Below are 20,986 nucleotides of genomic sequence, written 5' to 3'. Positions count from 1 at the left end.
ATATTTTATTGCCTGAAAATATTTTCGTAGTGATAATCTAAATATTCTTTTTTAGGCAAAAATCTATCAGGCATATTTATAGATTTATTATTAAAACTTAAAAAATACTCCTGAGTCAATTTGTCTTTTTTGTAATTTGCAGTCAATTCTTTTGAGACGATAATTTTATAATCTGTTGTGATAGTTATGAAGCCGTGATCAAAAGCTCTATCGTGAAGAGAGTTTAGGCACAAACCATTTCTTGGATCTAATCGGATGTTTTCATTTTTAGACCATGGAACAATATGACTTGCAACCAATAACTGAGGGACAGAGATTCCTGTGATACAGCATTTTTGATTATAAGAAGAAAGAATTGTACTACGAAAAAAGGATTGATTTATTCTCGTTTTTACAATTGCTTCCCTTTCTTTACCCTTGGGCAGGTTTTCCAAGTCTAACCCAATTAATTCTCCCAAGGTCTTCTTGGCATATTTTGCAATTATAGATTCACTTTCAAAAACTAGATTTTCCCAGTTCATATTAAATTCATCCCAAACTTCTTTATCAAGTTTACTACTATTTGATAAACCAACAATTCCTCTTTTTTTAAGTTCTGGATCAAAACTTCCAAAATTCCCAATTTTCATTTTTACAGAATTTGGGCTTCTTCCAATTATCTTTGAGATTTTAAGTATCTCGGGATGATTTGATGACACTTTGTTAAATGGGATTTTACAATATAGATTAAAAGCAACAATAGTTTGCTCTCTAGTCCAAATATTTTGTTTCATAAATCCTCTTTGTTGAATTTTTCTAATTCAAGATATTCAGTCCACCCGATAACTTCAGCCATTCCTCTTAAAAAAATATTAGCTTCTTTTTTATTAAGGAAGGAAAATGTTTTGAGGTTAGTTACCTTTTCACTTTTAGTTAGTTTAATTCCTAAATTGTGTCTCAATATTTCTTCTTTACCAAATAATATATGAATTGTATAAGACATTAATATTTAATTTTCAATTTTGTTTCATAATTGATATAAAATATATTAAAGTCTACGGACTTTAAGTCACACTATTTTAAGAACAGGTAATTGATAGAAGCCTTAGGTAAAGCGCAATGAGTTATTATGAATTGAAGATTTAATATACTTGAGGGTTTTTTATAGTTTCAGACAAAGGGTGGCGAGATGTCTTTACCGTACTTCTCTGTGACTCTGTGGTGAGCTTTTGGAAACTAGTGATGGTTCTTTCTAAACGCTTCCTCTGAAATCTCCTGCTGTTCATCCCTTGAGTAACCGGGACAAAGAGAAATATCACTTAATAACATCTTACTATGTTCAATATCGATCTTATCTGTTCGTAAACGAAGCGGCAGTGTTGAAACTTTTACGAGTAATTCTTTTCCCGCTTCAATATCCTTCTTGTTGTTGCTGTCTAATCCGCGGGTAATCAGAGCAACGCCGTACTCTTTTACAATCTCAATGCGGGTTGGATCCAGTTCGTATGCTTTTTTGCAGTACTGCACCGCTTTCTCTAGATCGCCGCTGATGCCAAATGTCCATTGTAATAAAAAGAATGACGGACAGAGACGGTAATAGACACCAAGAGCAATATTCGCCGATGCTTCAAGATTCTCGCCAATCGGAGTAACATATTCGGATTTCCTGCCGACAGCAATGATCCAATCCTGTTCAATCTGTTTCGCAGAAAAGAGAGACGAAAGAATCCCTTTTGTTGTGGACATACGAGCGTTAGCAAGTCCCCGCATAAAATAACACTCCCCTTTTTCAGGAGCTGCTTTCATACCCTCTTCAGCAATAGTCACCATCTTTTTATAGATGTCGAGTTTCCACTCTTTCTCATCAGACTTCTTCACATCTAATTTTTCGGCAATCTCATAATAATCCAGACAAATCATCGCACGGACGAGGTGGTCATTTGGTTTATATTTTAACGCCTCTTGTGCGCTTTTGATCGATTCTTCAAATTGAAATTTTCCCAGCTGCTCATCCGCTTTCTTAAAATAGATATTGTATTGTTCCTCCGCGTTGAGAGCGTCATTCGGTTTGGCATTTTGAGCAGAAACAAATATCGCGGAAAGCAAAATGGTAGAAAGGAGAATCGTTAATCTCATGAATTTCCTAAATGTGAATAATTGTTGTCGTGGAATATGGAGAATTGAAAGATTTTATGCAAGACAAACTGCATAGAACTGAATAGAACACGGATGACACTGATCATGCGGATCTTCACGGATAAAGCAATCTATATAAATCCGTGATATCTGTATTCTATTTGCGCTATTTCTTCTCTCCTTTTTTATCTCTATGTTCTCAAAAGTTTTCTTCCTTCTCTAAAGGCGCTGTTATGAGAAAAGTATCTCTTCTGTTTGTTTTTCCCATCATCATTTTCGCACAAACAAATTTCATCCAATACGTAAAACCACTCACCGGCACACAGAGAATGGGACATACATTTCCCGGAGCAACAGTTCCTTTCGGCTCTGTGCAGCTCAGTCCGGATACCGATACACTCAGTTACGAGAAGAATGGAAAATATCAGGCAGAAGTCTATCAGTACTGTGCAGGATATCAATATGAAGATAAGACGATTGTCGGATTCAGTCACACACATTTCAGCGGGACAGGACATTCCGACCTTGGCGATTTTTTAATCATGCCGACAACCGGTGAATTACAACTCAATCCCGGCACAGCAAATCATCCTGAAAACGGTTATCGGTCTCGCTATTCACACACAAACGAAACTGCCGAGCCGGCGTATTACAAAGTGAAACTGGATGACCATAACTCCGCCAAAGGCGGATCCGCCTCCGGCGGAATCACGGCGGAATTGACTGCAACTACACGCGTCGGTTTTCATCAATACACATTCCCGCGATCGGAAGAATCACATATCATTCTCGATTTGATGCACGGTATCTATAATTATGATGAAAAGAATGTCTGGACATTCATCCGTGTTGAAAGTGACACGCTTGTGACGGGATTTAGACAGACCAATGGCTGGGGACGGACACGCACTGTCTATTTTGCCATGGCATTCAACAAACCGTTTACATCATACGGTCATGCGAAATTTGATACTTCCATCTATCGCGGTTTCTGGAAAAAATTCGACGTGAGAACCAATTTCCCCGAAATGGCGGGAAAGAATATCAGAGCTTATTTCAATTTTTCAACAGAAGTAAATGAAAAGATCAAAGTAAAATTTTCGTTATCCCCTGTGAGCACAGAAGGAGCAGTAAAAAATCTCACTGCTGAAATTCCGGACTGGAATTTTGAGCGGGTAAAGAAAGAGAGTCAAGATTTGTGGAACGAAGAATTGGGAAAAGTAAATGCCGAACTCCTTTCCCAAAAAGATACTGAGACGTTTTACACTTCTCTTTACCATACGTTTCTCAGTCCAACAGTCTATATGGATGTGGATGGGCAATACAAAGGAATCGATCAGAATATTCATACTGCTGATGGATTTACCAATTATACAACATTCTCACTGTGGGATACGTACCGTGCTCTTCATCCTCTCTTCAACATCCTTCAGCCGAAACGAAACGGCGATATGATTCGTTCAATGCTTGCTCATTACGAACAGAGCGTTCACAACATGCTTCCGATTTGGTCTCATTATGCCAATGAAAATTGGTGCATGATCGGTTATCATAGCGTGTCGGTCATTGCTGATGCATTCATAAAAGGAAATGTTTCTTTTGATGTAGTAAAAGCACTTGATGCAAGTGTAAAGACAGCACAGCAAAAATACTACGACGGCTTGGAATATTACATAGCAATGGGATATATACCGGACGATAAGAACTCCTCATCCGTCTCTAAAACGCTGGAATATGCCTACGACGATTGGGCGATTGCACAGATGGCAAAAAAGCTGGGAAATGAAAAAGTGTATAATGAGTTCATCAAACGATCAGAGAATTTCAGCAATGTCTTCGATGCATCAATCGGTTTTATGCGTCCAAAAATGAGCGATGGATCGTTCCGGAAAAACTTTAGTGTGTTAGAAACCGACGGACAAGGATTTATTGAGGGCAATTCGTGGAATTATTCCCTTCATGTCCCCCACAACGTGCCAAAATTGATTCAATTACTTGGTGGGAATAAAAAATTTTCTAATTACTTAGATTCGCTCTTTACCATGCATCTGCCGGACGAATTCTTTGCACATAACGAAGATATTACTCGCGAAGGGATCATCGGAAACTATGTTCATGGAAATGAACCTTCTCATCATGTCCCGTATCTCTATAACTGGATCGGTGAGTCATGGAAGACACAAGAAAAAGTCCGCAAGATCTTGAACATTAAATATTCGAATACGCCGGACGGGCTGAGCGGAAACGACGACTGCGGACAAATGTCTGCGTGGTATATTTTCAGTGCATTAGGATTTTACCCTGTCGCTCCTGGTTCGGATCAATATTCGATCGGTAGTCCATTAGTGAAGTCAGCAAAGATCAAACTGGAGAACGGAAAAACACTGTCCATCAACACAAAGAATCAATCGCCAAAGAATGTATATGTGCAAAAGATTATGCTAAACGGAACGGAATGGAAGAAAAATTATTTCATTCATTCTGATCTAATGAACGGTGCGGCGATTGTATTCGAGATGGGGGCTAAACCTAATAAGAAATAGAACACGGATTTTTATGTAAATCGGGATGCAATCCCGACTTACATTTGATTCTTTTTATCCGTGTCAATCAGTCTAATTCGTGTTCTATCAAATCAATTTTTTACATCAACTATTTCAAATATCCCACCCGTCATCCCTTCGAGCGTAATTTCTTGTTGATCGATGAGAGAAAATTCTTTTCCCGAAACAAGATCCCGCAGCCGTGTCACACCCTTAAGTTGATGTGTATATGGTGAGAGAGAAATTTTCTGTTCTTCTTTATGATGGTTGATAACAACCATCATACGTTCGTTTTTCAAAATTCTAAAATACACATACGTTTCATGCGATGGCTTGAAATGAATCAATGTCCCAAACTGTAGCGACTTGTGCGATTTACGGATCTGTAATAGTCCTTGGGAAAACTTGAAAAGTTCATTTTCTAACTGCGTCCTTCCCGGTTCAGTGAAAGCATCACGCGTATCGTTCGGGAATCCACCGGGAAAATCTGCCCGAAGTAATCCGTGATCCTTTCCCCCTTTCATTCCAATTTCTGTTCCGTACAGCAGCTGTGGAATTCCCCGCGTCGTTAAGAGAGCAAGCATTGCAAGTTTGAAACGCTTTACATCTCCATTCACATTATACATGATGCGCGTAATATCGTGATTATCTAAAAAGGTAACCAGGTTATCCGGATCAGGATAGAGAAAATCTTTTGCAAGAGTGTTGAAGACATTTCCTATCGTTCCGTTAGAATCGGCAAATGTTTTCATGAATGCATCATAAAGTCCGAAATCCGTAAGAGACGGAAGTTCGGGTTTGACGCTTCGCGGGATAAAACTTCCTCTCTGATACGGCGCCAGGAATGCCGGATCCTGTACCCACACTTCGCCGACAATATTGAACCGAGGATATTCATCCATGATACTTTTGCACCATTCTTCTCGAAACTTCGGATCAATATATGGATAGGTATCCTCGCGAATACCGTCCATTCCGCTGAACTCAATCCACCAAATGGTATTCTGTTTCAAATAGTTTGCTACGAACGGATTCTGCTGATTCACATCAGCCAGGGAACGATCAAACCAGCCGTTCGTCGCCTGTTGTCTGGTCAGCGAATCGCTGTGAATATCATCTAACTCCGGTTTTGAATGGAATGGGCGTTGATGGTTTTCTATCGTTCCATTTAACCAATCTGCTGTCGGAAGATTTTTCAACCACGGATGATTTGTTCCGATATGATTGTTCACATGATCCATGATCACTTTCAATCCCACAGCGTGTGCTTTTTCCACAAATGATGTATACAACATATTTGTGCCGAAACGTGAATCGATTGCATACAAATCCGTTGCGCTGTAACCGTGGTAACTTGCGCGGTTCATATTATTTTCGACAAGTGGATTGATCCACAATGCAGTAACACCGAGATCGTTCAAATATTCCAGTTTGTTTATAATACCCTGAAGATCGCCGCCGTGTCTTCCGAATGGTTCACTTCGTTTTAAGGAATCAAACATTCCGGCGACATTGTCGTTTGTCGTATCGCCATTTGCAAAACGATCCGGAGTGATAAGATACATCACATCAGACTGATCAAAACCCTGGTGTTGGTTAGTCAACTTCTCTCTCTTCAACAGAGGATAACGGAATGAAGTTTTTCCGTTGCGAGATGTTACCGTAAGCTCATAATTTCCGGGTTTTGCTAAGGGTGATATATCAATATCGATGAATGTGTACGAAGGATTGGCTATGGAATGAGTGCGAAGGACTTTGAGATGGGAAGATGATGACGTCACAGTAATATTATTCAGATGTTCACCGTATACCATCAGTTGAACCTTGTTCATCTTCATCCCGATCCACCAATTCGGCGGTTCACACTTAATGATTTCAGGAGTCTGGGCAAGAGAGAATTGCACTGTAAAGAAAATGCAAATTCGGAGAAGAGATTTTTTATCCATAGGAATTCCGCCTGAATGACATTTGTAGGATGGGATGTCATCCCGTCCTACAAGTGGATTTATTTTTTCAATAATTCTTCCGCCACCTCGTACGGCGTGCGGTTACGAGTTATAATTTTGGAAAGTTCACGGTCAAGCTGAAGTTTCCGTTCAGCATTCCAAAATGTTACGGTAAACTTATCGCTGATGATCTCTTCAATGCGGGCTTTCATCTGTTTACTTCGGCGGCGTTCAAACTCACCGGATTTTTTTAGATATTCTTGATGGCGGGTGATTTCGGATGCGATCTTATCAATGCCGATCCCTTCACTTGCAGTGGATTTCACAACATCGGCCATCCAGGAATGTTCGTCGTGGGGACGAAAACCGAGAATCATCTTTATCGACATTACTGCCTGTTCCGCTCCCGGTCGATCGGATTTATTCATCACAAAAAAATCGGCAATCTCCATCAAGCCAGCCTTCATCGCCTGAATACCGTCGCCCGATTCTGGCACCAATACAACAACTGTCGTATCCGCAGCACCGGCTATATCAAGTTCAGATTGTCCGACACCGACCGTTTCAAACAAAACAATATCAAAACCGGCTGCATCAAGAATGTCCGCCGCTTCACGGGTCTTTTTGCTCAATCCTCCGAGCGATCCGCGCGATGCCATCGATCGAATGAATACACCTTCATCCATTTCCACTTCACTCATTCGCACCCGGTCGCCAAGAAGCGCACCACCTGTAAACGGACTTGTTGGATCGACAGCAATGACGCCAACTTTTAAATTCTGTGAGCGGTAAAATTTTGCAAGCTTATTCGTTAAGGTGCTTTTTCCAGCTCCGGGCGGACCGGTGATACCAATACGATAAGCTTTACCGGTGTGTTTGTAGATCTCCGAAAGAAATTGTTCTGCACCTGTATTCTCATTTTCCACAAATGAGATTGCACGGGCTACACTTCGTCTGTCACCTGATAAAATTTTTTGTATATCGATGGATTTTATCATATTTTTTTGGGAAGGTCGGTGTTAACGCTGACCTGCTGGTGCTTATTCTTAAAAAACTCCACCGTCTTCTTCAACCCTTCTTCAAGAGTTACCGTCGGCTTCCACCCAAGCATCTCCCCGATCTTTTTAGAAGAAATCACACTCCGCATCTGTTCTCCTGCTTTTGCCGGAATATGTTTCTCCTCACATTTCGCAACGGTCAACGATTTGATATGATGAAACAGTTGGTTTACATCTGTTTCAATCCCGGTGCCGATATTAAAAATATTTGAGCCAGAGTATTTCAATCCCAATAAATTTGCTTGAACAACATCACCAACGAACACATAGTCGCGGGTCTGTTTCCCTTCGCCGTTGATAATCGGTTGTTCCCCTTTTAACATTTTTTGAGTGAAAATCGCAACAACACCTGCTTCACCGTGAGGGTTTTGCCGAGGGCCATAAATGTTTGCATAGCGAAGAATGACATGATCGATGCCATAAATCTCTTTATAGAAGAAGAGATATTTTTCCGTGACGAGTTTTGTAATGCCGTATGGTGAAAGTGGTTGCATCGGATGTTTCTCGTCTGCAGGAAAATAATCCTGCTCGCCATAAATCGCTCCACCGGTTGACGAGAAGAGAACTTTTTTCAATCCGTATTTCCTCCCCTGTTCCATCAAATTCAAAAATCCCAACACGTTCACCGATGCATCAAATTTCGGATCGGCAACCGAGCGGCGGACATCCATCTGCGCGGCATGATGACACATCACTTCGATCTTCTCATCCCGGAAAATATTTTCAACCGCAGGATCCTGAATATCCATTGTATACACTTTTGCTTTTGGATTGACATTTTCCTGTTTTCCGCTGGAGAAGTTATCAACAATAATAACGTTATGACCTTCTTTGATGAATGCATCAGAAACATTCGAACCAATAAATCCGGCACCGCCGGTAACGAGTATATTCATGTTTGCCTTTAATATATTTGATAAACGCAGATGTAGAGCTCCTTAAAAATGTCCTACATCTTCTGTTTTGATTAGTTTAACGATTAATTTATTCTCTTTTATTTCTGTAATCCTTTTCGTCCAATATCGCCGCGATAGTATGCACCATCAAAACTGATTTTCTTCACTGCCGCATATGTACGATCGATAGTTGTTTTAAGTCCTTCACCAAGCGTCGTCACACCCAAGACGCGTCCTCCAGAGGTAACCATCTTTGCATGTTCCTTCTTCGTCCCGGCATGAAATATCATCGCATCCAATCCGGCTTCGGCCAAACCATTAATCTCAAACCCTGTCGCATACTCATCGGGATACCCTTGTGATGCCATCACAATACAAACGGCAGAAGCATTCTTCAACATGAGATTGTATGAAGAAAGATTTCCTGTTGCACACGAAAAGAACAGATCGAATGGATCACTTTCTATCAGCGGCATTAATACCTGTGTTTCCGGATCACCAAGACGGCAGTTGTATTCAACTACTTTCGGTCCTTCGTTCGTGATCATCAGACCGACATAAAGACATCCTTTGTAGGGATATCCTTCCGATTTCATTCCTGATAAAGTTGGCTGAATAATTTCTTTTTCAACTTTCGCTAAAATTTCTTTTGTCACAATCGGTGCCGGTGCATATGCACCCATCCCGCCGGTATTCTTTCCGGTATCTCCTTCACCAATCTGTTTATGATCCTGTGCCGATGAGAGCAGAACATACCGTTCGCCGTCACACATAGCGAAAACTGAAGCTTCTTCACCTGGCATAAATTCTTCTATGACAATATTGTTTCCCGCTTCGCCAAACACTTGATCTTGAAAATACTCTTTTAGGACAACAACTGCTTCATCGCGCGTCTGACAAATAGCAACACCTTTCCCAGCTGCTAAACCATCCGTTTTGATCACAAATGGAGAAACATTTTCCGCAATATATTTTTGCGCTTTTTCAAATTCCGATTGGTTGAAGGTCTCATATCGCGCTGTCGGGATCTTGTGTCTCTTTAAGAAATGTTTCAGGAACATTTTGCTTCCTTCAACTTGCGCAGCCGCTTTCGACGGACCAAAAATTTTCAGTCCCTTCCCTTCAAAGTGATCAACAATCCCTTTCACCAAAGGAACTTCACTGCCGACAATGGTAAGATCGATGGTATTGTTGGAAGCAAATTGCAACAAACTGGCGAGATCATCCGCTTTGATCGATACACACTCTGCATCTGCGGCAATACCGGCATTCCCGGGAGCACAAAATATTTTCGTCACTTTTGAGCTTTGCTTTAATCTCCAAACGATGGCATGCTCACGTCCGCCTGATCCGATCACTAATACCTTCATCGCTTAGACCTCAAGGAATTTTGTAAAGATCTTCACCAATTCACCGGTCAGTTTTACACGATTGTATTTCTCAGCAATTTCTTTTTTTGCTCCAAGTAACTCGTTGTGTTCATATTGATGATACAGATCAACGATCGCCTTTGCAATGACATCGACATTAGTCGGTTCAACGCAAAGCCCTCCTGCTTCTTCAATGATCGAACGAATGTACCCTTTCGGAACACAGCCGAGAATCTTTTTCCGTGTGCCGATGTATTCAAATATCTTTCCGGGTGTCGTCCAATCATCCTGCATCATCACCCAAACTACATCTGATGCGAGAAGATATTTTACCGCTTCTTTGTGCTCCAAATATCCGAGAAGATTAACAGAGTTTTGTAATCCAAGCTGATTGATAAGATTGATATGTTCAGGACGGAACAAACCGACGAAACATGCTTCAATCCTTCCACGTATCTGCGGATTTTCTTTGAACACTTTTGCCAGAGCTTGAAGAAAATAGATAGGAGAAATGTTTCCGTAGAACATTCCCGAATATGTGATTCTCATTTTTTCAATATGGGGTAAAACACCGGGGTTTTCAATCGCGATATCTTCCGGATCGAAACCGTGTGGAAGAATCGTTACATCTTCATGCCGAAGAAATTTGTGGCGGGTTAGAATCTCTTCTTTCACGCGCCGGTGAGTCACGGTAATCATATCGGATTTATGTACTACATATTTCTCTTTCCGATAATGGATATACCGGTGAAGAAGTGTAGGAAAATTCTTAAAAGGATAACTCAGCCATGAATCTCTGTAATCAATCACAACCGGAATCTTGAATCGTTTCTTCAGCTCAATACCAATAAGAAAATCAGTCGCAGGTGGTGCCGTTGCGAAAATCACATCGAACTTTTCTTTAGCAATCACTTCTCCCGCAGCCTTCAACGCATGCCTCTTCCAGCCGATTTTATTATCAGGAATAAAGAAGGTGTCGCTGATGTAGTTTAAGAACCGGCGTGTCCGTTCTTTCGGCATCTTAATGACATCCTTTTTTTTATGAACAAGAGAGAGCGGATCAGTCGATTGAGTCCGTATGATCTTGATATCCAATTGTTCTATCTCTTTAAGGAGCGACTCATCTTTTACGTAATACGCAGTGTTTCCCACCGTAATCACTGTCGGCTGCCAGCCGAATTGCGGAAGATACTTCACAAATTTCAGAATGCGTTGAACCCCGCTTCCGCCTAGAGGTGGAAAATAATATGCAATGATGAGAACTTTTTTCATTATATCGTAATCAATTCTTTTGGTGAACCTGACAGCACTTCATATCCTTTTTCTCTCACAACAAGTGTATCCTCTATCCTAATCCCGAATTTTTTGGGAAGATAGATTCCTGGTTCGATAGTGATGACATTTCCGGTGACAAGTTTATCGTTACTTTTAGGAGCGACTCTCGGCAATTCATGGATCTCTAATCCAACACCATGGCCCAACGAATGACCAAAATATTTTCCATACCCTTTCGACGCAATATGTTTTCGCGCCACACTGTCGATTTTTTTTGCAACTGCTCCGTTTTCAACCGCTTCGCTTGCCCGTTGTTGGGCATCAAACACTACTTGATACACTTTCTTCATCTCAGTTGTGGGTGAACCGACACAGATGGTTCGCGTCATATCGGAATGATATCCGCCGGTAACGCAGCCAAAGTCAAGCGTAATGAACTCTCGTTGTTGTATTTTCTTATCCGAAGCTGTTCCATGTGGAAGGGAACCACGCACACCGCTTGCAACGATCACATCAAATGAATCGTTCTCTGCGCCATATTTCTTATGCAGGTATGAAATTTCCGCTGACAGCTCCAGCTCACGTATTCCGGGTTTTATCATTCCCAGAATTTTTTCAAATGCTTTGTCCGAAATCGCAAATGCCTTTTTTAGCATTTCAATTTCCGTCTCATCTTTGACAGATCGAAGAGCTTCAACAATTCCGGATGTGGCTGTCAATGTTTTCGCATCGACGAACCGTTTCAAGATGTCATAATCCGAAACAGTTATTCGATCCTTTTCAAAACCGACGGCTTTTAATCCTGCAAAGATTTTTTTTTCCGCTGCAATCTTTAGCAGGCTTCCAGATCCGATACATTTTGAATCGGCAACTACTTCAGTTTGAATAATTTCTTCATATCGAAAATCGGTGAAGAAGAATGTCGATCTATTTGTTACAACCAATAGCCCGTTTGAACCTGAATAGCCAGAAAGGTAACGCATCGTCGGGAGAAATGACGAAACGAATGCATCAAGTTTATGATGAAGCAAGGATTTTCTTACGGCAACGATCCGGGGATGATACAACTCATTTTCCTGCATTTTTATCCGTGATAGTTCGGTGCTTCTTTGGTAATATGAATATCATGCGGATGGCTTTCGCGTAATCCCGCATCACTCATCTTCACAAACTTTGCCCGCTCCTGCAATGCAGCTACATTTTCTGCACCACAATATCCCATTGCCGCTCGGAGACCGCCGACCATCTGATACACAGTTGCACTCAATTCACCTTTGTACGGAACACGTCCTTCAATTCCTTCAGGGACAAGTTTTTGTACGTCATCTTCCACATCTTGAAAATAACGATCTTTGCTCCCTTCTTTCATTGCGTCAATCGAACCCATGCCACGGTATAATTTGTAGGTTCGCCCTTCATACAACACTTTTTCACCGGGACTCTCCTGCAATCCGGCAAATAAACCGCCGATCATTACACAGTCCGCACCGGCAGCAATTGCTTTCGCAATATCACCGGTCTGCTTAATACCGCCATCCGCAATCACCGGTACTCGATATTTTTTTGCCATAGACGCACATTCCATGACTGCTGTTACTTGAGGTACACCGACACCTGCTACAACCCGCGTTGTACAGATTGAACCGGGACCGATACCAATCTTTATGCAATCCGCTCCCGCTTTAATGAGATCTTTCGTTGCTTCAGCTGTACCAACATTTCCGGCAATAACATCTATCGTAAATTTTGATTTCACTTTTTTTAACATTTCGATAACACCCTTGGAATGTCCGTGAGCAGTATCGATGATCACCACGTCAACCCCGGCCTTTACTAAAGCATCAACACGTTCAATCGTATCTCCGGTTACCCCAACCGCAGCCCCCACACGCAGCCTGCCGTGTTTGTCCTTACATGCATGCGGGAAACGTTTCTTTTTTTGAATATCTTTAAAGGTGATAAGTCCTTTCAATTTTCCATTCTTATCAACAACGGGGAGTTTTTCGATCTTGTGCTTTTGAAGAATCACCTCTGCTTCTTCCAGTGTAGTTCCGATCGGTGCCGTAATAAGGTTCGTGGAGGTCATGACATCCGCTACCTTCAGCGAACGGTTCGGTTGAAATCGCAAGTCACGGTTGGTAAGAATTCCGACGAGTTTACCCTCCGCAACAATGGGTATACCGGAAACGCTGAATTTTGTCATAAGATCCAACACATCACCTACCGATTTATCAGCAGTCAAAGTAACCGGATTCATAATCATACCGCTCTCCGATCGTTTCACTTTATCCACTTCTTCCGCCTGACGTTCAATCGAAAGATTTTTGTGAATGATTCCGATTCCCCCTTCGCGTGCCAGTGCAATCGCCATTTCGGATTCTGTCACAGTGTCCATCGCGGCGGAAAGGAGGGGAATATTCAATCGAATGTTTTTCGTAAGCTGAGTGGAAACATCTACGTCGCGCGGTAAAACAGATGACTTTGCGGGGACGAGCAGCACATCGTCATACGTGATTGCTTCGCCAATTATTTTCTTTGATTTCATAACGGTCCTTTTGTGTCAAAACAAGCGAAGGATGCAGAGTGCATCCTTCGAATGTTCAGACGTTCGTTCTGTGTGAGTTTCACTGAAGAAATAATGTTGTATAATGTTTATGTTTCCCAATCCAAAACCAGATAATGGTATCCTTATCTTCGACCGCTAATGCTCTATACCGGCTCCCAATCCGCATCGACCAGATTCCTTCAACCTTCAACAGCCGAAGCAATGGATGATCAGGGTACTCTTTAATGATAGAAAAATTATGATCGGCAAACTTTCGGACCCTCAGCGGAAGTGTATCGTATAATTCCGAAAATTGCTCCACCACGACATGCTTCATAACTCTTTAAATTTACCGTCAGAAAAATTCTTTTTTGCTTTGGACACTTCCCCGTCGAGTTTTTTTTCTTTCAAATGATCGTCAAAATCTTTGTCCCACGAATCACCGTCAAATTCATCGAACCACTCACGCAATCGCGCACGTTCTTCTTTGGAGAGTTCGTAAATCTTCGATTGGATTTGTTCCAGCAGATTCATTTACCAGCTCCTACATGAATGCAGCATGACCGGTAATGTCTTCACCAATGATCAACGTGTGCATTTCATGCGTTCCTTCATAGGTGATAACTGATTCCAAATTCGCCGCATGCCGCATAATCGGATATTCATCAAGAATCCCATTCGCGCCGTGAATCGATCGTGCCATCCGTGCAATCTCCAATGCTTGAAACACATTGTTCCGCTTTGCCATGGATATCTGCGTGAATTTCATTTTTCCTTGATCTTTCAATCGTCCAAGCTGCAAACATAACAACTGTGCTTTGGTAATTTCTGTTACCATATAAACCAGTTTTTCCTGCGTCATTTGGAATGCTGCGATCGGTTTACCGAATTGAATACGTGACTGCGCATACTGCAGCGAAGAATCATAACACGCCATTGCGGCGCCAATCACTCCCCACGCAATTCCATATCGCGCCTGACTCAAGCACATCAACGGTGATTTCAGTCCATCTGATTTAGGAAGTAAATTTACTTCAGGGATCCAGCAATCTTGAAATACCAGTTCAGAGGTTACCGATGCTCGAAGTGAATGTTTTCCATGCATCTCAGGTGCAGAAAATCCTTTCGTACCTTTCTCAACCAAAAATCCTTTCACCACTCCATCCAGCTTAGCCCAAACAACGGCAACATCCGCAAGTGTTCCGTTGGTAATCCACATCTTTGCTCCATTCAATACATAACCGCCATCCTTTTTCTCAGCGTGAGTAATCATTCCTCCAGGATTTGAACCAAAATCCGGTTCGGTCAATCCAAAGCATCCTATCTTTTCACCCTTCGCCAGTTTTGGCAACCAAAAATCCTTCTGTTCTTCACTTCCGAATGTATAGATTGGATACATTACCAATCCACTCTGCACCGATGCAAAACTGCGAATACCGCTGTCTCCTCGTTCCAATTCCTGCATCATCAAACCATAAGCAACATTGTTCAATTCAGCGCAACCGTATTTTGCGGGAAGCGTTGCACCAAACAATCCGAGATCGGCCATTCCTTTGACTAAATGCATTGGGAATGTTCCGGCGCGATTATGTTTTTCTATGATTGGGATAACTTGTTCATCAACAAATTCACGGACGGTATTACGGACAAGTATTTCATCTTCGAAGAGGAGTGAATCTATATTATAGTAGTCGACACCTTGAAACTTTGCCATGAAAAACCTCTAGAGTTGTACAGTGTAGGCGGAAAACTTTGTGACCAAAAATACCAAAATATGAGGGCATTTTCAAGGTAAGAATTTCGGGGCGAAGGGGTTTAAAATACGAAAGTCAGATGCAACGGACCCCACCGAACGCTGCAGTCTGACTTTTCGTTTTGAGAGAATATCTCTCTCGTTGTTACTTCAAACTTAATTCCTGCGATGTTGCATTGATTAATTGTTCACAGAACTTTGCTACTTTTTCGCTGCCATCATATATTGCTGATTCTTTGACGGCTTCAATTCCAGCTTTGTTCCCTAATTGCATGAGCGCAATTGCTGCTGCCATTCGCAATTGTTCAACCTTGTCATTTCGAAGAACTTCTATCAGCGGTTGAACGCCTCCTGCTAATCGATATTCTGCTAGAAAGCTTGCTGCACTTTGGCGTAATCCTATATTCTCGGACGATAGCGCGGCAATGTAATTTTTTTCTGCCTTTAGCCAATCAACTTTTGAATAATTTGATGTTTTTGGTGTTGTTGCGAATGCGGACAATACAATTGATAATGTTAAAAGAGTGGTTGTGATCGTTTTTTTCATGACTTTTTTCCTTCCTGTTCTCAATGTGTGACCATCAAGTATTCGTAAGGCTTATGAAAAAGTTTCACCGTTCGCACCTGATGAAGAGCGAAAATTAAGAGGATTGTTAAGGAAAATAGACGGAGAAAGAAAAAAATTATTGCTTGAGTTGGATCAACGGCATTGAAGTATTATTCTATATCCTGAGTGGATATTTTGTACCGTTTAATCTTGTTATATAATGCCCGTTGCGTGAAACCAAGAGCGTGCGCTGTTTTACTTCGGTTGTATTTGAATCTTTTTAGAATGAATTCAATATGCATTTTTTCAACTTCATTCATTGTCAGAATCGAGGCATCATGACTATCCATTGGGGAAACATTTTGCGCAACATTCGACTGTGTCAACATAAAATCTTTCGAAGTAATTGTCTCTTCATGGGACAAGAGCATTGCACCTTCCATAGCATGTTCCAGCTCCCGAATATTTCCAGGCCAATCATATGCCAACAACGCCTGCATTGCATCGGAGCTGATTTTCTTTTGTGATTTTGTCTTAGAATTTTTTTTGAGAAAGTATTCTATCAAAAATGGAATATCTTCTTTACGATCTTTCAACGGCGGGATCCGCAGAGTAACAACATTCAATCGATACAGAAGATCTTCGCGAAATCTTCCCGCTTTCACTTCCAATTGAAGATCCTTATTTGTCGCCGAAATAATTCGCACATCCACTTGCATAGAGGTATTACCGCCGACTCTTCGGAATTCTCCGGTCTCTAAAAATCGCAGCAATTTCGGCTGGACAATAGGACTGATGTCCCCCACTTCATCCAAGAATAATGATCCGCCGTTGGCAACTTCAACAAGACCCTGTTTCAATTGGTGAGCATTGGTGAATGCTCCCTTCTCATGACCGAATAATTCACTCTCCAGAAGTGTGTCCGGAAGTGATGCACAATTCACAACCACAAATGGGCGTTCGTGACGAAGACTTTCAGTATGGATCAACTGAGCGACAAGTTCTTTACCTGTTCCGCTGGCACCATGAATATGAATGATTGAATCGCTTGCGGCTACTTTTTTTGCCGTGGCAAGCATGGATTTCATTGCAGGACTGCGCGCAATAATTTCTTTTTCTCCGCCCTTTCGGGAAAGTTCGTACTTCATCAATTCAACGTCAATCGTCAACCGCCGATGTTGAATCGCTCTATTAACTGTAGCAAGTAACTCATCCCGTGAGTATGGTTTCCCAACAAAATCGTATGCTCCAAGTTTTGTCGCTTCGATCGCCGTCTTCACGTCGGCATAATTAGAGAGCATAATTACTTGAGTTGTGGGATGATGTTCGGTGATAAATTTGAGAACTTCCATTCCGCCAACGCGTGGCATTTTTACGTCGAGGAGTACAACGTCGATTGGACGCTGCTGTAATGCATTCATAGCAGCAACGCCATCGTTCGCGGTAAAGACGTCGAATTTTTTCTGTTCGGAGAGTTCTTCTTTAAGGAGAAAACAAACGGACGGTTCATCATCGACAACGAGAATGGAATGATTACGAACCATTGTGGACCTTCGCTTCGGGAAAAAAAGAAACAGGAATGATTATTCAGCGGAAAGAACACGTTCGATCGTCGTAAGAAGATCGACGAGATCGTACGGTTTGCTGACAAAATCTTCTGCGCCGAGTTTTTTCGATTCAATGGCATTCTTCAAATCGGCAAATCCGGTGAGCATAATAACTTTTGCATCGGGACGTTTCTCTTTGATGAATTTCAAAACTTCAAATCCGTCGACGCGGGGCATTTTAATATCGAGCAGTACAAGATGAAAAGATTTTTGTTCGAGAATAGAAATTGCTTCATCTCCGTCCGCAGCAGAAACAACAGAATAACCCTCCCCCTGTAATTCACTGCTTAGTACGTTGCGAAGTGCATCTTCGTCATCAACAACAAGTATATTAAACGGCTGTGCCATAAATGCCTCTAGAATAGTGGGATATTGTTTTTACCAAACAATAACGATGAAATAATAGCCAAACCTCCATAAAAAATCAACAAGAAAGTTATTACAAACTACAAATTCTTGCTCATTCTGCAATCTTCTTGTATCTTGGAACACAATGGATGTAAAAGCATACGCTAAAATCAACTTAGGACTGCATATCGTCGGGAAAAGACCGGATGGTTTCCATAATATCGAAACCCTCTTTCACCGGATTAATCTCTTTGATGAAATCAATATAGAAAATTCGGATGACATATCCATTTCCTGTACCAATCCTTCCATACCAATTGACAAGACCAATTTATGCTGGAAAGCGGTTGAATTGCTTCAAAATGAATGTGGTAATGCTAAAGGCGCTTCAATCCAAATTAAAAAGAATATTCCTGTTGGCGCGGGACTGGGTGGAGGAAGCAGTGACGGAGCCTCAGTATTGAGATTACTCCCCTTACTATGGAACGTAACCATTCATGAGTCTGCATTACAAAAAATAGCACTTCAACTCGGCTCCGATGTCCCATTTTTTCTCATGAAATCCTCCGCTTATGCTGAAGGTCGCGGAGAACTTTTACAGCCCGTAGAACTGACACTTCCGTACTGGATCGTACTAGTGAATCCAAACATTCACATCTCAACTCCCTGGGCATACAATAGATTAGCAGAGAAACGGAATGGATCTTTTCCCACACGCCCAAGATTAGTGGAACAATTATCAGCTACTCCGTTGCAGTCCGTTTTGGCATCGGAGAATGATTTTGAAGAAATTGTCTTTGAACAACATATGAAGATCAAAAAAATAAAACTGCAATTAACGGAACTTGGCGCAAAACTTTCTTTAATGTCCGGCAGCGGTTCTTCGATGTTCGGATTGTTCGACGATATGATATCCGCGTTGAAAGCGGTTGAGTTCTTCAACAAAGAACATTTTGTTCATTTGACTGAACCTAATTTTTCCTTTCAAAAATAATGAACAGAATCCTCCTTCTGGTATCCTTCACGATATCAAGTTCTTTTATGGTTGTCGCACAATCTCCGGATTCGACGCAGGCAAAAAAAAATTCGATCATACGGGTCATTCCTGTTCCTGAACTCGGTTCTATTGAACCGTTCGGCGATACTTCTCTCCACATTTCTCAGAAAGAGATTACATTTACTGAGTACCGATCACTATACGATATTCTCTCACGAAAACCCGGCGTATTTGTACGGGATCTTGCAAGCGCAGGACAGCAAAATCAAATTTTCATTAATGGGATTGATGATAAAAATATTGCTGTCATGGTGGACGGAATACCATACAACGATCATTATACCGGCAGTTATAATCTGTGGAATATTCCGGTTGATGCTATTGAACGAATAGAATTGATCACCGGATCTGAAGCAATGTTTTACGATGGACGATCTGCAGGCGGTGTCATTAATATTGTTACGAAGAATTTCAACAATAACCGCGCCTCTACTCATTTGCGGTATAGTCAAGGAGTATCCGGATATACACATACTGATGCGATGTTTGCGCAGAATGTCGCTTCCGGTATAAATCTTTCTTTTGCTTTAGCGCATTACGGATTCGGATCGAACAAGGAGAGCCAAAGTTATTTTGCACGATTTTACAATTCGAACGACGATGCATGGCTTATCCGCTCAACGGTACGATATAATGCAACATCTTGGATGAACATTTCTCTATCGTATTCCTATGACAGAAAATGGACCGGCCTAAACGGAGGGGTCGATTATTTTAATACATCTTCCATCTTCGATGGATTGAGCGCCGATGTTAAAAATCGAGAATCATTCGAAAAACATTATAATAGTCATTATAACCTAACCGCTTCATTTTATCCATTTGAAGATTCAACACAATTAACGTCGTTATCATTTTATTCGTTCGATCGACTGCGCGAATATCGGGATGAAGAAAACCGCAGCGTAACGTTGAATGGCATTTTTACAAAAAGGAATTTTGCTTCCATCGGCAGGGGGCTCAAATGGAATATCCTTTCACAGTATTCCAACATCCGGTTCATAGGCTATGCCGATCTCGCAAGAATCCAGTCGACTGACATTATCAGTGCAGGTTTAAAAGCTGAAATTCTCCCTCAATCAATAGTAACCGTAACGCCGTTCGTCACTGTTAAAGAATACGGTGACCAATTCATCGCCAATGGAGGTATACAGGGCAAGCTCAAAGTAAGTCCTTCCTTCGAATTATTTGCAGGGATTGCTCAAAATATTATCAACGATCAAACCTCAATTCCGCCAACAAAAATATTTTCTTCAGGCAGTGATTATTCATTTACGTATTCAGATAGACTGAAAGAAACTTTTTCGATACTCGAAACCGGGTTTCGATTCTCCATCCCATCTTCATTCTACTCTTCAATATCGTATAAAAGAATGCAACAGGGTTCTACCGTCTTCTTTGATACAATACGATACCATGAAGAAAATCGTGATTATAATTCAATGAAATTCGATTTTGACGCTGTTTCAATGTCTGTACATTTTATCTGGGGTGACTTTCATCTTGAAGGCGGCGGAAATTACGTAAACTGCCCGGATATACTGAGCCGCGAATTTACTGATATGATACTTTATCCAGAAATTTCCGCTAACGGCTCAATCTATTTTCAGGGATTGCTTGCGAACGGAAATCTGAATATTAAATTCGGATTGAGAGGAAGTTTTTATTCCAAACAAACCGGCATGAGGCCGTATGACGAATTCGGTGTGTGGATCCCGTCATCGGAATTGACGTATGGCCCGAGCGGCTCGATAGATTTTTTTGCGGTGGGTAAAATTGGTGATGCCTACGTCCATTTCATCTGGGAGAATCTGACGGGAAACGAATACCTGCTTGCTCCAGTCTATCCGATGTACAACAGAAATATCCGCTTTGGACTATCGTGGGAGTTTGTGGATTAGGAAATCAAGATAAAAAGTAAAAAGG

Annotated in this window: 19 protein-coding genes; 3 read left to right on the top strand and 16 right to left on the bottom strand. The window is 41.4% G+C overall.

The features are described 5' to 3' along the window. Positions 1–5: 5 nt before the first annotated feature. From WDA22_02910 to WDA22_02900, 3 genes are all read right to left on the bottom strand, one after another. Complete coding sequence (locus WDA22_02910) at positions 6–773, bottom strand: HNH endonuclease (GenBank protein ID MFA5832406.1); 768 nt, start codon at positions 771–773, stop codon at positions 6–8. Then, the gene (locus tag WDA22_02905; protein MFA5832405.1) at positions 770–982 is read right to left on the bottom strand and encodes a hypothetical protein; all 213 of its coding nucleotides are present in this window, start codon (positions 980–982) and stop codon (positions 770–772) included. The genes WDA22_02910 and WDA22_02905 overlap by 4 nt, the downstream gene beginning before the upstream one ends. A gap of 233 nt (positions 983–1,215) precedes the next feature. Further along, the gene (locus WDA22_02900) at positions 1,216–2,115 is read right to left on the bottom strand and encodes a hypothetical protein (GenBank protein MFA5832404.1); all 900 of its coding nucleotides are present in this window, start codon (positions 2,113–2,115) and stop codon (positions 1,216–1,218) included. A gap of 233 nt (positions 2,116–2,348) precedes the next feature. On the opposite strand from WDA22_02900, the gene WDA22_02895 reads away from it, so the two are divergent. Next, positions 2,349–4,658, top strand: a complete 2,310-nt coding sequence (locus WDA22_02895; GenBank protein ID MFA5832403.1) for a GH92 family glycosyl hydrolase — start codon at positions 2,349–2,351, stop codon at positions 4,656–4,658. Between the two features lie 92 nt (positions 4,659–4,750). Here WDA22_02895 and WDA22_02890 read toward each other — a convergent pair whose 3' ends face one another. The 13 genes from WDA22_02890 to WDA22_02830 form a co-directional block, all read right to left on the bottom strand. Further along, on the bottom strand, positions 4,751–6,604 hold the full coding sequence (locus WDA22_02890; GenBank protein ID MFA5832402.1) for an alpha-amylase family glycosyl hydrolase: 1,854 nt from the start codon (positions 6,602–6,604) through the stop codon (positions 4,751–4,753). A 59-nt stretch (positions 6,605–6,663) separates the two neighbouring features. Then, positions 6,664–7,602 (bottom strand): methylmalonyl Co-A mutase-associated GTPase MeaB, encoded by a 939-nt coding sequence (gene meaB / locus WDA22_02885; protein MFA5832401.1) that lies wholly within the window; start codon positions 7,600–7,602, stop codon positions 6,664–6,666. After that, positions 7,599–8,558 carry an NAD-dependent epimerase/dehydratase family protein gene (locus WDA22_02880; GenBank protein MFA5832400.1) on the bottom strand — a complete coding sequence of 320 codons (960 nt, stop codon included), beginning with the start codon at positions 8,556–8,558 and terminating at the stop codon, positions 7,599–7,601. Before WDA22_02880 ends, meaB begins: the two co-directional genes overlap by 4 nt. A 98-nt stretch (positions 8,559–8,656) precedes the next feature. Continuing rightward, positions 8,657–9,928: a phosphoribosylamine--glycine ligase gene (gene purD, locus WDA22_02875; protein ID MFA5832399.1), complete on the bottom strand. Its 1,272-nt coding sequence runs from the start codon at positions 9,926–9,928 to the stop codon at positions 8,657–8,659. 3 nt (positions 9,929–9,931) lie between these two features. After that, positions 9,932–11,200: a glycosyltransferase family 4 protein gene (locus WDA22_02870; GenBank protein ID MFA5832398.1), complete on the bottom strand. Its 1,269-nt coding sequence runs from the start codon at positions 11,198–11,200 to the stop codon at positions 9,932–9,934. Next, positions 11,200–12,285 (bottom strand): Xaa-Pro peptidase family protein, encoded by a 1,086-nt coding sequence (locus tag WDA22_02865; GenBank protein MFA5832397.1) that lies wholly within the window; start codon positions 12,283–12,285, stop codon positions 11,200–11,202. The genes WDA22_02870 and WDA22_02865 overlap by 1 nt, the downstream gene beginning before the upstream one ends. A 2-nt stretch (positions 12,286–12,287) precedes the next feature. Then, a complete protein-coding gene (guaB, locus tag WDA22_02860; GenBank protein ID MFA5832396.1) occupies positions 12,288–13,748 on the bottom strand; it encodes an IMP dehydrogenase in 1,461 nt (486 codons plus the stop codon). Between the two features lie 79 nt (positions 13,749–13,827). Then, positions 13,828–14,085, bottom strand: coding sequence for a hypothetical protein (locus WDA22_02855; protein ID MFA5832395.1), 258 nt, complete (start codon positions 14,083–14,085; stop codon positions 13,828–13,830). Then, the gene (locus WDA22_02850) at positions 14,082–14,282 is read right to left on the bottom strand and encodes a hypothetical protein (GenBank protein MFA5832394.1); all 201 of its coding nucleotides are present in this window, start codon (positions 14,280–14,282) and stop codon (positions 14,082–14,084) included. Before WDA22_02850 ends, WDA22_02855 begins: the two co-directional genes overlap by 4 nt. Positions 14,283–14,292: 10 nt before the next feature. Further along, positions 14,293–15,462: an acyl-CoA dehydrogenase family protein gene (locus WDA22_02845; protein ID MFA5832393.1), complete on the bottom strand. Its 1,170-nt coding sequence runs from the start codon at positions 15,460–15,462 to the stop codon at positions 14,293–14,295. 184 nt (positions 15,463–15,646) lie between these two features. Next, complete coding sequence (locus tag WDA22_02840) at positions 15,647–16,048, bottom strand: HEAT repeat domain-containing protein (protein MFA5832392.1); 402 nt, start codon at positions 16,046–16,048, stop codon at positions 15,647–15,649. 170 nt (positions 16,049–16,218) lie between these two features. After that, positions 16,219–17,592 (bottom strand): sigma-54 dependent transcriptional regulator, encoded by a 1,374-nt coding sequence (locus tag WDA22_02835; protein ID MFA5832391.1) that lies wholly within the window; start codon positions 17,590–17,592, stop codon positions 16,219–16,221. A gap of 39 nt (positions 17,593–17,631) precedes the next feature. After that, on the bottom strand, positions 17,632–18,003 hold the full coding sequence (locus WDA22_02830) for a response regulator (GenBank protein ID MFA5832390.1): 372 nt from the start codon (positions 18,001–18,003) through the stop codon (positions 17,632–17,634). 145 nt (positions 18,004–18,148) lie between these two features. Here WDA22_02830 and ispE point away from each other — a divergent pair, with 145 nt between their 5' ends. Continuing rightward, positions 18,149–18,997: a 4-(cytidine 5'-diphospho)-2-C-methyl-D-erythritol kinase gene (gene ispE, locus WDA22_02825; protein ID MFA5832389.1), complete on the top strand. Its 849-nt coding sequence runs from the start codon at positions 18,149–18,151 to the stop codon at positions 18,995–18,997. After that, complete coding sequence (locus WDA22_02820; GenBank protein MFA5832388.1) at positions 18,997–20,961, top strand: putative porin; 1,965 nt, start codon at positions 18,997–18,999, stop codon at positions 20,959–20,961. Before ispE ends, WDA22_02820 begins: the two co-directional genes overlap by 1 nt. The last annotated feature ends 25 nt before the right edge of the window (positions 20,962–20,986 follow it).

It is taken from the genome of Bacteroidota bacterium (assembly GCA_041658205.1).
GTDB lineage: Bacteria > Bacteroidota > Ignavibacteria > UBA10030 > UBA8401 > UBA8401.
Note: the sequence above shows the minus strand (reverse complement) of the source record. Positions and strands in the feature narration are given on the sequence as shown.

What these genes read in the sequence shown, in the direction of transcription:
- WDA22_02910 (MFA5832406.1), bottom strand. Translation starts at nt 773, where the DNA reads ATGAAACAAAATATTTGGACTAGAGAGCAAACTATTGTTGCTTTTAAT.
- WDA22_02905 (MFA5832405.1), bottom strand. Translation starts at nt 982, where the DNA reads ATGTCTTATACAATTCATATATTATTTGGTAAAGAAGAAATATTGAGA.
- WDA22_02900 (MFA5832404.1), bottom strand. Translation starts at nt 2,115, where the DNA reads ATGAGATTAACGATTCTCCTTTCTACCATTTTGCTTTCCGCGATATTT.
- WDA22_02895 (MFA5832403.1), top strand. Translation starts at nt 2,349, where the DNA reads ATGAGAAAAGTATCTCTTCTGTTTGTTTTTCCCATCATCATTTTCGCA.
- WDA22_02890 (MFA5832402.1), bottom strand. Translation starts at nt 6,604, where the DNA reads ATGGATAAAAAATCTCTTCTCCGAATTTGCATTTTCTTTACAGTGCAA.
- meaB (MFA5832401.1), bottom strand. Translation starts at nt 7,602, where the DNA reads ATGATAAAATCCATCGATATACAAAAAATTTTATCAGGTGACAGACGA.
- WDA22_02880 (MFA5832400.1), bottom strand. Translation starts at nt 8,558, where the DNA reads ATGAATATACTCGTTACCGGCGGTGCCGGATTTATTGGTTCGAATGTT.
- purD (MFA5832399.1), bottom strand. Translation starts at nt 9,928, where the DNA reads ATGAAGGTATTAGTGATCGGATCAGGCGGACGTGAGCATGCCATCGTT.
- WDA22_02870 (MFA5832398.1), bottom strand. Translation starts at nt 11,200, where the DNA reads ATGAAAAAAGTTCTCATCATTGCATATTATTTTCCACCTCTAGGCGGA.
- WDA22_02865 (MFA5832397.1), bottom strand. Translation starts at nt 12,285, where the DNA reads ATGCAGGAAAATGAGTTGTATCATCCCCGGATCGTTGCCGTAAGAAAA.
- guaB (MFA5832396.1), bottom strand. Translation starts at nt 13,748, where the DNA reads ATGAAATCAAAGAAAATAATTGGCGAAGCAATCACGTATGACGATGTG.
- WDA22_02855 (MFA5832395.1), bottom strand. Translation starts at nt 14,085, where the DNA reads ATGAAGCATGTCGTGGTGGAGCAATTTTCGGAATTATACGATACACTT.
- WDA22_02850 (MFA5832394.1), bottom strand. Translation starts at nt 14,282, where the DNA reads ATGAATCTGCTGGAACAAATCCAATCGAAGATTTACGAACTCTCCAAA.
- WDA22_02845 (MFA5832393.1), bottom strand. Translation starts at nt 15,462, where the DNA reads ATGGCAAAGTTTCAAGGTGTCGACTACTATAATATAGATTCACTCCTC.
- WDA22_02840 (MFA5832392.1), bottom strand. Translation starts at nt 16,048, where the DNA reads ATGAAAAAAACGATCACAACCACTCTTTTAACATTATCAATTGTATTG.
- WDA22_02835 (MFA5832391.1), bottom strand. Translation starts at nt 17,592, where the DNA reads ATGGTTCGTAATCATTCCATTCTCGTTGTCGATGATGAACCGTCCGTT.
- WDA22_02830 (MFA5832390.1), bottom strand. Translation starts at nt 18,003, where the DNA reads ATGGCACAGCCGTTTAATATACTTGTTGTTGATGACGAAGATGCACTT.
- ispE (MFA5832389.1), top strand. Translation starts at nt 18,149, where the DNA reads ATGGATGTAAAAGCATACGCTAAAATCAACTTAGGACTGCATATCGTC.
- WDA22_02820 (MFA5832388.1), top strand. Translation starts at nt 18,997, where the DNA reads ATGAACAGAATCCTCCTTCTGGTATCCTTCACGATATCAAGTTCTTTT.